The sequence below is a fragment of the Bradyrhizobium sp. i1.15.2 genome (genome assembly GCF_040548425.1).
In the GTDB taxonomy this organism is placed as follows: domain Bacteria; phylum Pseudomonadota; class Alphaproteobacteria; order Rhizobiales; family Xanthobacteraceae; genus Bradyrhizobium; species Bradyrhizobium canariense.
This window is the reverse complement of sequence record NZ_JBEPRQ010000002.1, coordinates 95,891-108,624: the sequence shown is the minus strand read 5'-3', so window position 1 is coordinate 108,624 and position 12,734 is coordinate 95,891. Positions and strand designations below refer to the sequence as shown.

The window sequence follows — 12,734 nt, the reverse complement described above, 5'->3', positions numbered from 1 at the left end:
CCCTGCGGGAAAATGGTGAGTTACCCTCCCGGACGGGGAAAGGAAGCACCATGCCGCTCGATCCGCTCGCAAAGCGTTTGTTGACCATGATGGCTGCGGCTGCGCCGCAGGCACGGAGCCGGCCCAGCGTGGAGGCACGGCGGCAATCATTGGCAAAGCTGATGCAGTTTGCGCGCGCCGATGCGCCTGACGTGACGACGTCCGACGGCATGCTGCCTGGTCCCGGCGGCGCGCTGCCCTATCGCCTCTATTCACCGGCAGGCGCCGATGATCGCGCGCCCGGCTTCGTGTTCTTTCACGGCGGCGGGCTCGTTGCCGGCAGCATCGCCACGCATGACCGCATCGCGGCGGCGCTGGCACATGCGACCGGCTGCCGCCTCGTCTCGGTCGATTACCGGCTGGCGCCCGAGCACAAATTCCCCGCCGCCGTGGACGATGCGGTTGCTGCCACCGAATGGGTGGCGCGCGAGGCCGCATCGCTCGGCATCGACGCCGGACGTCTGGTGCTCGGCGGCGATTCCGCCGGTGCAACGCTCGCCGCGATCGTGTGTCAGGAGGCGGCGCAGACAGCTGGCCTTTCCATCGTCGCGCAATGCCTGATCTGCCCGGTGCTGGATTTCGAGGAGGCCTCGCCGTCGCGGCAGGCGTTCGCCGAGGGGCACCTGATCGACCGCGTCACGATCGAAGCCGATCTCGCCGATTATCTGCCCGAGGACCTTGATGCTGCCGATCCGCGCATCTCGCCCTTGCGCGCGACACGGCTTGCGGGCCTGCCGACCGCCATTATCCACACCGCCGAGTTCGACCCGATGCGCGACGAGGGCAATGCCTATGCCCGCAAGCTGCTCGCTGCGGGCGTCACGGTCGAGCACGTCTGCCACGAGGGCATGGTCCACAATTTCCACGCCATGGGCGCAATCCTGCCGCAGGCGCAGCTCGTGCTGTCGCAGATCGGTGAGCAGGTCAGGCGGGCGGTGGGGACGTGAAGCACCTCGTGTTGCCGTCTCCCGCAACGGAAGAGGAAAGAGAATGCCTCACGCTCTCGCCTCGATGACGGAACGCGCCGCCGCGACGTAGTTTGGCCAATGCGCATCCGCATAACGCTCGGCCTGTCGCGCGCAGGTGACGTCGGGCGCATGCGCAGCCGCGATCATGCGCGCAAAGCGCTCTTCGGCGACCGTCACGTCGTCGGACGCGGCCGAGGACGCGGCTCCTGCGGCGGTCGGCGCAACGGCGAGTCCCGCCAGTCCGGCGAGCAGGATGCGGCGTGACGTGTCCATGGCTGTCGTTCCCTCTTCATTGCACTTCGATCGTGACCGGCGATGCGTCGCCATGGCGGCGGCAGGGTACCGTGACGCCTCCGTCCAGTCCAGCAGTTGGGCCAGCGTGGTCAGTCTGGCACCGGCACGTCGAACGTGTTGAGCGTCACCGACACCATGCAGTAAATGCCGACGAGATAGGACAGTTCGGCCGCGCCGTGCTCGCCGAATTCCTTGACGGCGGCCCGATAAGTCAGTTCCGGCAGCACGCCGCCGCTGACCAATGCGGACGCCACATCGTAGGCGACCGCCTCCTGCTTGGTGAGATCGACCGGCCGCTGTCCGGCGACGATGGTCGCGAGCTTCTCGTCGGAGAGGCCGCGCTGCTCGGCGACCAGCACATGCGCATAGAGCTCGTAGCCGGAGCGGAAATGCGAGCCGGTGACGAGGATCGCGACCTCACGCACCGGCGCCGGCAGCAGCGGGTTCGCCGCGATCGCCTTGACCAGCTCCCACACCGGCTTGCCGAACCGCGGCTCGCGGATCCATGGATTCCAGGGCCCGAGCAGCGCGCCATCGTCGCGCATGTTCACAAAGCCCTTGAAGTGGTCCTTGATGCCGGCTCGCATGTCGTCGTAGAGCGGCTTCTGTTCGGCACTCAGGTCTTTCGGATCGAGAATGGGAAGGCGCACGGCAGGTCTCCTCGTTGAGAAGCCGCGAAACTCGCCCGCACGCACGCGCAAGGCAAGTGAAGTTGCCGTGACATTCGGTTCGGGGCGAGCGACCCGATGGCGTCGGTTACGATGCCTCCGGCCGCACCAGCGGCTCGCCCAGCGTATGCATCAGCCGGTTGGCCCAGCCGAAGATCGCGGCCGACAGCACCAGGTCGAGCTGCTCAAGCTCGCTGAGCCCGGCCTCGCCAAGTGCGCGCGCATCGTCTGCGCTCGCTTCGATCGGAGTCGTCGAGAGTTTTGTAGCGAAATTGAACAGGGCCTGCTCGCGTGCCTCCAGCGTGGAATCGCGCTCGTCGGTAAAGATCTCCTCGACGACCTCTTTGCGCCCGGAGTAATTGATGAAGCGTGAGGCGTGCACGGCGGCGCAATAGATGCAGCGGTTGACGACCGAGGCACTCAGCGCGCCGAGCTCGCGCTCCGCCGGGGACAGTCCGTCCTTGCCATACATAATGAGGTTGAACAGCGGCGAGCGCACCGCGAGCGACTCCGGGTCATGCGCCAGCGTCAGCACGTAAGGCGAGACGCCCTTGTTGGAGGGGGTGACCTTCATCGCCGCGAGCTGCTCGGGCGTCGCCGAGGCGAGCTCGACCGGCGTGACATAAGGCGACCAGGTCGGGATCGTGGTAGTGAAGTTGTGGACGACCTCGCTCATCAGGCTTCGATCTCTTTCAGGAGCCTGAGGCCGGCAAGGACCCGCAGCTGGTAGTTCACGAAGGCGCCAAGCTCGGACAGCCGCACGATATCGGCCTCGCTGACGCCGGCCGCCTTCAGCGCCGCGATGTCCTGTCGCGTCGACTCGCGCGGCGAAAGCGTCAGCAGATCGGCGTGGCGGGCCATGGCATCGTGCAGGGGATCGCCACACACACCGCCGGGCCGGGCGAGCACGGCGAAGTCAAGATCGCTCGAATGCGCCAGATAGGAGTCGTAGTGCGCGGTCAGCGCCTCGTCGCCGACATGCCGGCACATCCGCGCCGCGAGTGCCGCCCGCAAGCCGTGGCTCAGACCGCCGGGCTCGCGCGGCAGCAGCACCGCGTCATGGGCTGCTTCGCTGAGGCGCAAAATCTCGGTGCGGGCGTTCAGAGCGTGGCCGAGCCGCGACGCCGCGGGCACCCCGACAATGGTTTCGATCAGCGTGGTCAAGCACTGCTCCGCAAGCTCTGTGGATTGGCGACGTCCTCGACGGCGAGCGCCGGCGGCTGCGCCGTATCGAGAAACGCCGACAGGGCAGCCTCGATCGGCATCGGATCAAGGCCGCGAGCTTTTAGCCACGTGGGATCATAATAGGTCTGCCGGTAGCGCTCGCCGGAATCGCAGATCAGCGTGACCAACGATCCGGTTTTGCCGGCGGTGCTCATCTCCGAGGCAATGCGGCAGAGCGCCAGGAAATTGGTGCCGGTCGAGCCGCCAACTGGCCGGCGCAGCCGGCGCGACAGCACGTTCATCGCTGCGATCGTTGCGACATCCGGGATCTTCATCATGCGATCGACGACGCCCGGCACGAAGGAGGGTTCGCAGCGGGGCCGACCGACGCCTTCGATCAGCGAAGGCCGCTCGCAGACATGGGAGCGGTCCTGCGAGCGGAAGCAGTCGAAGAAGGCGGAATGCTCGACATCGGCAACGCACAGCCGCGTCGGGTACTGGCGATAGCGCAGATAGCGTCCGAGCGTGGCCGAGGTGCCACCGGTGCCCGCCCCCATCACGATCCAGTCCGGCAACGGACGCGTCTCGCCCTTCAATTGCGTAAAGATCGATTCGGCGATGTTGTTGTTGCCGCGCCAGTCGGTGGCGCGCTCGGCGAAAGTGAACTGGTCCATATAGTGGCCGTTCAGCCGGGCGGCGAGCGCCGCCGCTTCCGCATAGAGTGCACGGCCGTCATCGATCAGATGGCAGTTGCCGCCGTAATGCTCGATCGCGGCGATCTTCTCTGCCGAGGTCGTGCGCGGCATCACGGCATAGAAGGGCACGCCGATCATCTGTGCGAAATAGGCTTCCGACACCGCGGTCGATCCCGACGAGGCTTCGACGACGGGCGTGCCTTCGCGGATGTGGCCGTTGCAGAGCGCGTAAAGGAAGAGCGAGCGCGCGAGCCGGTGCTTCAGGCTGCCGGTCGGATGCGTGGACTCGTCCTTCAGATAGATGTCGATGCCGGCGAGAGCCGGCACGATCAGCCGGATCAGATGCGTGTCGGCCGTGCGGCACTGGTCGGCCTCGATCGCCGCCACGGCCTCATCGACCCAGCCGCGCCGATAGGCCGGTCCGGCCGGATTGTGGTGGCGAAAGGGGTTTGGCTCCATCGACATGACCTCAACTTCCCATAATACCTATTGCACATCAAGAAATATTGTTCATTCTATATTCGCATAATTCGGACAACCAGACCATGAACCAGGACGTTATCGACATTCGCCTTCTCGAGGCCTTCGCCGCCGTGATGTCGGCCGGCAGCATCACCGGTGCGGCGCGGTTGCTCGGCCGTTCGCAGCCGGTCACGACGCGTCAGATCCAGGATCTCGAGGCTGACGTCGGCTATCTCCTGTTCACCCGGAATGGCCCGCGCATCAGCCCGACACCGAAAGGCCTCCTGTTTCATGCTGAGGTCGAGCGGCTTCTGATGGGCCTGAAGCACATCCGCCAGCGTGCCAACGCGATCGGCGCGGGTGCGCTTCCCGTGCTCAGCCTGGCGGCGATCCCGGCGCTGGCGGCCGGCTTCGTCCCGGCTGCGCTCGCAGCGCTCGAACGCGAGTTGCTACCAAGCCAGATCCACGTGCAGGCGCTCTCGGCCGAGAATGTGGTTCAATCGGTGCTGTCGCAGTCGGTCGATTTCGGTCTTGCGAGCCTGCCGATCCAGCATCCCGGACTCGATGTGCAGTGGGTCTGCGAGGTGCCGTGCGTTGCGTGCCTCGCGATGGATCACCCGCTGGCGAAGAAGAAGGTCATTCGCCTGAAGGATCTTAGTGGCGTCCGGCTGCTGACGATGGCCAACCCCTACCGGCTTCGCCGCCGCGTGGAGGAGGCGCTGGAGCGTGAAGGTGTCGTGCCCGCTGAGGTCATCGACACCAACGCTTCACTGACGGCGATTGCCATGGCCAAGCAGACGCTCGGCATCGCCGTGGTCGAGCCGGTGCTGACTTCCAGCCTGCCGGTTGAAGGCGTCGTCACCCGGCCGTTGGATGTGTCCATTTCGTTCCTGTTCGCCGCGATTGCGCCGACCGGGCGCGAGCTGACGCCGACGGTTGCCGCGCTCAACGGCGCTCTGCGCGCCGCGGTCGCGCTGATGCCTGGCGCAAGGCTCCATAGCGGCGCCACCGCGCTAGCCGAGGCCGGCGACGAAACCACTAAATTCGAGAAAGCTTCCTCATGACGATGACACCTGGTGCGGCGGGCCTCGGGGCACTTGAAGCGCGCCTGAAGCAGGATCTGGCCTGGCTCGAACTGCCGGCCAAGTCATGGGTGCCCCGCCGCGTCGTCGATGGCGAGGGCGTCGTCGACGTCGTCATCGTCGGTGCCGGCATGGCCGGCCTCGTCGCCTCCGCCATGCTCAAGCGTCTCGGCGTCGACAACCAGCTCGTGCTCGACCGCGCGTGCGCAGGCGAGGAAGGTCCCTGGGTCACGTTCGCGCGGATGCGGACGCTGCGCTCACCCAAGGAATTGACCGGCCCCGCGATGGGCATGCCGGCGCTGACCTTCCGCGCCTTCTACGAGGCGCAATATGGCGAGCAAGCCTGGCAGGCGCTCGACCGCGCGCCGCGCACGGTATGGATGGATTACTTGATATGGTACCGCAAAGTGCTGGGCCTGCCCGTCCGCAACGGGGTCTCGGTTGAGCGTATCCACGCGCGCCCCGATGAATTGTTCGCGCTCGAAATCAGCGAAGGTGGCACGTCGCGACACATTCTCGCGCGGCATGTCGTCCTGGCGACGGGGCGCGACGGCCTCGGCGGCGCTTACGTGCCGCCGCTCGCCGACGGCATCGACCGGCGCTTCTGGGCCCATTCCTCCGACCCGATCGACTTCGAAAAGATTCGCGGCAGGCGCGTGGCCGTCGTCGGCGCGGGCGCATCCGCGATGGACAACGCGGCGATGGCGCTGGAGGCGGGCGCCGCGCGCCTCGATCTCTTCATCCGGCGCGCAGACATCCCGCGCGTCAACAAATTCACCGGCATCGGCAGCCAGGGGGTCGTGCACGGCTTTGCCGGCCTGACGGACGACTGGAAATGGCGCTTCCTCGATCACACGCTGAAAGCGCAGACGCCGCCGCCGCGGCAGAGCGTGCTGCGCGTCTCCGCCTATCCGCAGGCGCATTTCCATCTCGCAAGCCCGATCGATGATCTCGTCGTCAAAGAGGATCATCTCATGGTGACGACGCCGAAGGGCCGCTATGCGACCGACTTCATCATCTTCGGCACCGGCTTCAAGGTCGACCTCGCGTTGCGCGACGAGCTTGCCGCGTTCGCGCCGCATATCCGCTTCTGGAGCGATCGCTTCCCGACGCCTGACGGCATGAACAATGCGGAGCTGGAAAACTCGCCCGACCTCGGCGACAGCTTTCAGTTCCTGGAGAAGCAGTCAGGCGCCTGCCCGATGCTGGCACGGCTGCACTGTTTCAACTATCCGGCGACGCTGAGCCACGGGAAACTTTCCGGCGATATTCCGGCGATCAGCGAGGGCGCCGACCGGCTCGCGCGCGGCATCGTCCGCCGCCTCTTCGTCGAGGATCGCGAGATTCATTTCGCCAACCTCAAGGCCTTCGCAACGCCGGAACTCGCCGGCGACGAATGGCAGGATGCCGACGCCACCCATCAACCCGCCGAATAGGCACAACCGGACAGGCAAGCGAGAGATGCAGACGAACAGGAAGGCCATCGTGGCCGCGGTCGCCGGCAACGCAATGGAGTGGTACGACTTCACCGTGTTCGCGCTGATGACACCGGTCATCAAGAACCTGTTCTTTCCGGTCGACCCCAAAATTCCAGGCAGTGAGATCAACGCGCTGCTGCTGACGACCGCGCTGTTCGGCACCGGTTTCTTCATGCGGCCGATCGGCGGCCTCGTGCTCGGCTATTTCGGCGATCGCAAGGGGCGGAAGGCGGCGATGACGCTCGGCATGGGCATCATGGCGCTGTCGGTCGCGCTGTTGGCATTGACGCCGACCTACGCGACAGCCGGCATTGGGGCACCCCTGATCGTGCTGCTGGCGCGGCTGTTACAGGGCTTTTCGGTCGGCGGCGAGTTCGGTACTTCGACCGCCTATCTGATCGAAGCGGCGCCTCCCGGCCGCACCGGCTTCTATGGCTCGTGGCAAATCGCCGGCCAGCTCATGGCCAACGTGCTCGGCGCAGTGCTGGGCGCCGCCCTGACGCTGACCTTCACGCAGGAGCAGCTTGCCGCCGGCGCCTGGCGTATCCCCTTCTTCGTCGGCCTCGTGATCGTTCCGATCCTGCTTTATATGCGCGCCAGCGTCATCGAGCCCGAAGCGTCCCGGCGCAGCATGGCGACGGTGCACAAGGAAGATTTCATCGCCGCGCTGAAGAATCCCGGCCGCAATTTCCTGATCGGCATGGGCATGGTGGTGGCAAGCGCCGTGTCGTTCTACGTCACCTTCGGCTACACCGTGACCTACGCCAAGGAGGTGCTGAAGCTGCCGCTGATGCAGAGCTTCCTGGTTCAGATGATCGCGGCGATCGTGATGGTGATCGTCGTTCCCGTTGCCGGCGCCGTCTCCGACCGCTACCCGCGCAGGCCGCTGCTGCTGGTCTCGCTCATTGGCTATTTCGTCTCGCTGTATCCGCTCTATAGCTGGGTGATCTCCGAGCCGTCGATCGCAAGGCTCCTGGTCGCCCAGGTCGTCATCGGCTTCTTCAGCGCCTTCTTCCTCGGCGTCTACTGCACCACGCTGGTCGAGCTGTTCCCGATCCGCGTCCGCTCGACCGCGCTTGCCATCGTCAACAATGTCGCGGTGCTGGTATTCGGCGGCTTTGCCCAGTTCTTCGTGACATGGCTGATCGCGCTCACCGGCTCCCCGCTGGCGCCGATCTTCTATGTGATGATCGGCGTCGGCCTCGGGCTGATCGCGGTGATCGCGATGCGACCGGAGGACGCCGGACGGGAGCAGGTCGCGGACGGCATCGTCGAACAGGCGTTGTGAGGCCGTTCAAAACTCCAGCGGTGCGTTGTCGACGACTTCCTTCATCACGAAAAAGGTGCGGGTCTGGCGCACGCCGGGCAGCGCGATCAGCTGCTCGCCATGGATACGGTTGAAGTCCTCCATGTCGCCGACGCGGATCTTGAGGAAATAGTCGAAGTCGCCGGCGACGAGGTGGCAGTCGAGCACGAATTTCAGCCTGGTGATCGCCTGCTCGAAGATCGCAAAGCTCTCCGGCGTCGAACGGTCGAGCACGACGCCGACCATCACCAGCGTGCCCTTTGCCACCTTCTTCGGCGCGACCATGGCGCGGACGGCGGCGATGAAGCCGTGCTCGAACAGGCGTTGGGTGCGGCGATGACAGGTGGCGGGACTGATGGCGACGGTTTCGGCCAGCTCGGCATTGCTGAGCCGGCCGTTATTTTGCAGCAATCGCAACATCTTAAGGTCGATACGGTCGAGGCGGGCGGACATGGAAGAAGCTTCCGTGGCGAGCGTCTATTCGGAAGGAATAGCACATATTGGCGCCCTTATCGCAAGATCGAGCGCAATAAACGCGCAATATTTGAAAGCACCTTTTTGCGGCGCGATGTTAGTGTTTTCGCAGACATTTAACGCCAATCGGGATGACCTGACGATGCTCGAAAAATTCGCGCGCTATCCGCTGACCTTTGGTCCGACGCCCATCGAGAAGCTGGAGCGGCTCTCGAAGCATCTCGGCGGCAATGTCGAGGTCTACGCCAAGCGCGAGGACTGCAATTCCGGGCTCGCCTATGGCGGCAACAAGCTGCGCAAGCTCGAATACATCATCCCCGACGCGATCGCCTCGAACGCCGACACGCTGGTCTCGATCGGCGGCGTGCAGTCCAACCACACCCGCATGATCGCGGCGGTCGCTGCCAAGATCGGCATGAAGTGCCGCCTGGTGCAGGAAGCCTGGGTGCCGCACGAGGACGCCGTCTATGACCGCGTCGGCAACATCATGCTGTCGCGCATCATGGGCGCCGACGTGCGCCTGGTCGACGACGGCTTCGATATCGGCATTCGCAAGAGCTGGGAGGAGGCCATCGAGGAGGTGAAGGCGGCGGGCGGCAAGCCCTACGCGATTCCCGCCGGCGCCTCCGTGCACAAATTCGGTGGGCTCGGCTATGTCGGCTTCGCCGAAGAAGTGCGCAAGCAGGAAGCCGAGCTCGGCTTCAAGTTCGACTACATCGTGGTCTGCACCGTCACCGGCTCCACCCATGCCGGCATGCTGGTCGGCTTCGCCGCCGATGGCCGCGCGCGAAAGGTGATCGGCATCGACGCGTCGTTCACCCCGGCGCAGACCAAGGCGCAGGTGCTCTCGATCGCGCAGAACACGGCCAAGCTTGTCGAACTCGGCCAGGATCTCGTCGCAGACGACGTCGTTCTGATCGAGGATTACGCTTATCCAGCCTACGGCGTGCCGTCGGAAGAGACCAAGGAGGCGATCCGCCTCACCGCGCGTCTCGAAGCCATGATCACCGATCCCGTCTACGAGGGCAAGTCGATGCAGGGCCTGATCGACCTTACGCAGAAGGGCTATTTCGAGAAGGGCGCGAAGATCCTCTACGCCCATCTCGGCGGTGCACCGGCGCTGAACGGCTACGGGTATGCGTTCCGGAACGGCTAGCGCGTCGGTGATGTGAGGCGGCGCGCACCTCCCCACGAGTGTCGTCCTGGCGAAAGCCAGGACCCATTACCCCGACTGCCAATTGTTGAAACACGCTGAGGCATTCAGCGTGCCTTTTCCTACGGCCTGTGGCTATGGATCCCGGATCGGGCGCTCCGCTTCGCTGCGCTTATCCGGGATGACGGCGGGGGTGTGGCGCGCCCTACCGCGTCCTGACAATCTGCAGCAGCTCGTCGCCGTAATGCTCGAGCTTCTTGTCGCCGATGCCGGGCACATTGCGCAGCTCGTCCAGCGTGGTCGGCCATGCGCGAACGATGCCGTCGATGGTGGCGTCGTGCAGCACGACGTAGGCCGGCACGCCACGTGCGCGGGCAATCTCCGAGCGCCATGCTCGTAGCCGCGCGCGCAATTCAGGATCGACATCGCCCTGCGCCGCGCCGGCCGCAGGCGCAAGATCACCGCGGCGAGACTTGGCGCGGCTTGAACGGATCCGGGCGCCGGGCGCTTCTTCGCGCAGCCACACTTCCGTTTCGCCCCGCAGCACGCCGCGCGACGAATCCGTCAGCTTAAGCGCGCCGAACGCTTCGCTGTCACTCAGCAAATGTCCCATCGCCACGAGCTGCCGCAGCACCGTGCGCCACTGCTTCTCGTTGAGCTCGCGTCCGATGCCGAAGACGGTGAGCTTGTCGTGACCGAACTGCGTCACCTTCTCGGTGAGCCGTCCGATCAGCACGTCGATGAGGTGCATCGCGCCGAAGCGCTGCCCGGTGCGATAGGCACAGGATAGCAGTTTTTGCGCCAGCACCTTGCCGTCGCGCATTTTCGGCGGCATCAGGCAATTGTCGCAATTGCCGCAGCCCTCGCCCATCACGATCTCGCCGAAATAGGCGAGCAGCCGCCGGCGCCGGCAGTGCGGCGTTTCGGCCAGGCCAACAAGCGCATCGAGCTTGCCGATCGAGACCCGCTTGAATTCGTCGGAGCCGCTCGACTCGTCGATCATACGGCGCTGCTGCACGATGTCCGAGAGACCGTAGGCCATCCAGGCCGCCGACGGCTTGCCGTCACGGCCGGCGCGCCCTGTCTCCTGGTAATAGGCCTCGATGCTCTTGGGCAGATCGAGATGCGCGACGAAGCGCACGTCGGGCTTGTCGATGCCCATGCCGAAAGCGATGGTCGCGACGATGACGATGCCGTCCTCGTTGAGGAAGCGGTCCTGGTTGCGCGAGCGCACGCTGCTGTCGAGCCCGGCGTGATAAGGCAACGCGGCAATGCCGGCGTCGTCGAGCGCGGCGGCGACCTCCTCGACCCGTTTGCGGGACAGGCAATAGACGACGCCCGCATCTCCCGCGTGACGCTCCCGGATGAAATCCTTGAGCTGCGACACCGCGTTGCGCTTGTCGACGATCTCGTAACGGATGTTGGGACGATCGAAGCTCGAGACGAAGTGCGGACTGTCTGCAAGGTGAAGCCGCTCGACGATTTCCTTGCGGGTCAATTCGTCGGCAGTCGCGGTCAGCGCGATGCGGGGAACGTCGGGAAAACGCTCGGCGATGACCGACAGGCCGACATATTCGGGGCGGAAATCATGGCCCCATTGCGAGACGCAATGCGCCTCGTCGATAGCGAACAGCGCCACCTTCGCCCGCGCCAGCAGCGCCAGGCAGCGCGGCGTCAGCAGCCGTTCCGGCGCGACATAGAGCAGGTCGAGATCACCCGCGATCAGGCGCCGCTCGATGTCGGACGCTTCCTGCGGGGTCAGCGACGAGTTCAGCGCGGCGGCGTTGACGCCTGCTTCGAGCATGGCGGCGACCTGATCGCGCATCAGCGCAATCAAGGGCGACACCACGACACCGCAGCCTTCGCGCAGCAGTGCCGGCAATTGATAGCACAGCGACTTGCCGCCGCCGGTCGGCATCAACACCAGGCAATTGCCGCCGTCCGTGACGTGCCGGATGATCTCACCCTGCGCGCCGCGGAACCCGGGCAGGCCGAACACCGAACGCAGCACCGACAACGCATCGCGGCCCTGAGCCGGCGCGGACAGCGGAGCGGTGGAAGGAGAGGACATGGGCATGTCGGGGTGAGGCCGTGAGATTCGTCCCAAGGCCAGTCGCATGACCGCGCAGGCGTGGCAAGACCGTTTGCTCCGCCGGACGCCGCCTTCCCCCACCCTTTGTGGGAAGAAAACTTTCTTACGCGCCGATTCGTCGCAGCGCTTCCGCGACCGTCACGATCGGCATGTCGCGCTTCCCGGCGGCCTGCAGCGCGTGACGCATCAGGTGCGGCGTGCAGCCATATGGGCTCGGCGCGTCGGCGACGTCATGACCGTAGAAGATCAGCCATCCGCCGCTCTCGACCGCCTCGTCGAAATAGCGATCGACACCCGTCGTATTGATCTCGCGATCGACCAGGGGCGAGGCGCGCAGGAACTGGAGGTCGATGACGTCGCGATTGACTCCGGGAAGGATGCCGCGCGCCGAGCGGAAGGTCTTGGCGAGCTGCGGCTTGCGCCACACCGACGCGATGCCATAGGGGTAAGCGAAATTTTCCAGCGTGATCGAGGAATCAATGCCGCGAAAATGGCTGCGGTTTCGCTCGATCTCCCGGGCCATGGCGGTCTCGTCGAGACCGACCGCGCTCTGGTGCGAGAAGGTGTGGCAGGCAATCTCGTGTCCGGCCCGGTGAAGCCGCACGATGGCGTCGTTCGACAGGCCGTGCCAGTGGTCCGAGGGACGATCGACCAGGCTGCCGGCGAGATAGAAGGTACCGCGACCGCCATGCTGCTCCAGAAGCCCGGCGCCCTCGCCTGCGGCGCTATCGGGGGCATCGTCGAAGGTGAAGCTCACCATGGGCGCATTCGCGGGCAGCCGATGCGGCGCGGCGCGGAAATGCCGGGCCAGCCGATTGCTCACGCGTCCCTGGAGTGCCGACCACACGACTCGCATTTC

General features: G+C 65.4%; 13 protein-coding genes. 5 read left to right on the top strand and 8 right to left on the bottom strand.

Annotation, left to right across the window (positions count from 1 at the left end):
- The first annotated feature begins 50 nt into the window (after positions 1 to 50).
- Positions 51 to 986 carry an alpha/beta hydrolase gene (locus ABIB80_RS05325; RefSeq protein WP_007599146.1) on the top strand — a complete coding sequence of 312 codons (936 nt, stop codon included), beginning with the start codon at positions 51 to 53 and terminating at the stop codon, positions 984 to 986.
- A gap of 48 nt (positions 987 to 1,034) precedes the next feature.
- Here ABIB80_RS05325 and ABIB80_RS05320 read toward each other — a convergent pair whose 3' ends face one another.
- The 5 genes from ABIB80_RS05320 to ABIB80_RS05300 all read right to left on the bottom strand — a co-directional run bounded on the left by ABIB80_RS05320 (position 1,035) and on the right by ABIB80_RS05300 (position 4,287).
- Positions 1,035 to 1,280, bottom strand: a complete 246-nt coding sequence (locus ABIB80_RS05320; RefSeq protein WP_007599145.1) for a hypothetical protein — start codon at positions 1,278 to 1,280, stop codon at positions 1,035 to 1,037.
- A gap of 110 nt (positions 1,281 to 1,390) precedes the next feature.
- A complete protein-coding gene (locus tag ABIB80_RS05315; protein WP_007599144.1) occupies positions 1,391 to 1,951 on the bottom strand; it encodes a carboxymuconolactone decarboxylase family protein in 561 nt (186 codons plus the stop codon).
- A gap of 106 nt (positions 1,952 to 2,057) precedes the next feature.
- On the bottom strand, positions 2,058 to 2,645 hold the full coding sequence (locus ABIB80_RS05310; RefSeq protein ID WP_007599143.1) for a peroxidase-related enzyme: 588 nt from the start codon (positions 2,643 to 2,645) through the stop codon (positions 2,058 to 2,060).
- A complete protein-coding gene (locus tag ABIB80_RS05305; RefSeq protein ID WP_007599142.1) occupies positions 2,645 to 3,133 on the bottom strand; it encodes a CMD domain-containing protein in 489 nt (162 codons plus the stop codon). The genes ABIB80_RS05310 and ABIB80_RS05305 overlap by 1 nt, the downstream gene beginning before the upstream one ends.
- Positions 3,130 to 4,287: a PLP-dependent cysteine synthase family protein gene (locus ABIB80_RS05300; protein WP_007599141.1), complete on the bottom strand. Its 1,158-nt coding sequence runs from the start codon at positions 4,285 to 4,287 to the stop codon at positions 3,130 to 3,132. The genes ABIB80_RS05305 and ABIB80_RS05300 overlap by 4 nt, the downstream gene beginning before the upstream one ends.
- 86 nt (positions 4,288 to 4,373) lie before the next feature.
- Here ABIB80_RS05300 and ABIB80_RS05295 point away from each other — a divergent pair, with 86 nt between their 5' ends.
- From ABIB80_RS05295 to ABIB80_RS05285, 3 genes are read left to right on the top strand one after another with little or no spacing between them, the layout of a single operon-like run.
- Positions 4,374 to 5,354 carry a LysR family transcriptional regulator gene (locus tag ABIB80_RS05295; protein WP_007599140.1) on the top strand — a complete coding sequence of 327 codons (981 nt, stop codon included), beginning with the start codon at positions 4,374 to 4,376 and terminating at the stop codon, positions 5,352 to 5,354.
- Positions 5,351 to 6,808: an NAD(P)-binding domain-containing protein gene (locus ABIB80_RS05290; protein WP_007599139.1), complete on the top strand. Its 1,458-nt coding sequence runs from the start codon at positions 5,351 to 5,353 to the stop codon at positions 6,806 to 6,808. The genes ABIB80_RS05295 and ABIB80_RS05290 overlap by 4 nt, the downstream gene beginning before the upstream one ends.
- A gap of 25 nt (positions 6,809 to 6,833) precedes the next feature.
- The gene (locus ABIB80_RS05285) at positions 6,834 to 8,138 is read left to right on the top strand and encodes a citrate-proton symporter (RefSeq protein WP_007599138.1); all 1,305 of its coding nucleotides are present in this window, start codon (positions 6,834 to 6,836) and stop codon (positions 8,136 to 8,138) included.
- A gap of 6 nt (positions 8,139 to 8,144) precedes the next feature.
- On the opposite strand, the gene ABIB80_RS05280 is transcribed toward ABIB80_RS05285, so the two are convergent.
- Positions 8,145 to 8,609: an Lrp/AsnC family transcriptional regulator gene (locus ABIB80_RS05280; RefSeq protein ID WP_007599137.1), complete on the bottom strand. Its 465-nt coding sequence runs from the start codon at positions 8,607 to 8,609 to the stop codon at positions 8,145 to 8,147.
- A gap of 163 nt (positions 8,610 to 8,772) precedes the next feature.
- On the opposite strand from ABIB80_RS05280, the gene ABIB80_RS05275 reads away from it, so the two are divergent.
- Entirely contained in the window at positions 8,773 to 9,786 is a 1,014-nt protein-coding gene (locus ABIB80_RS05275) for a 1-aminocyclopropane-1-carboxylate deaminase (RefSeq protein ID WP_007599136.1), read from the top strand.
- 202 nt (positions 9,787 to 9,988) lie between these two features.
- Here the strand turns inward: ABIB80_RS05275 and recQ are convergent, their stop codons facing one another.
- Positions 9,989 to 11,854, bottom strand: a complete 1,866-nt coding sequence (gene recQ / locus ABIB80_RS05270) for a DNA helicase RecQ (RefSeq protein ID WP_035993930.1) — start codon at positions 11,852 to 11,854, stop codon at positions 9,989 to 9,991.
- Between the two features lie 124 nt (positions 11,855 to 11,978).
- Positions 11,979 to 12,722 (bottom strand): polysaccharide deacetylase family protein, encoded by a 744-nt coding sequence (locus ABIB80_RS05265; protein ID WP_088941380.1) that lies wholly within the window; start codon positions 12,720 to 12,722, stop codon positions 11,979 to 11,981.
- Positions 12,723 to 12,734 lie beyond the last annotated feature (12 nt).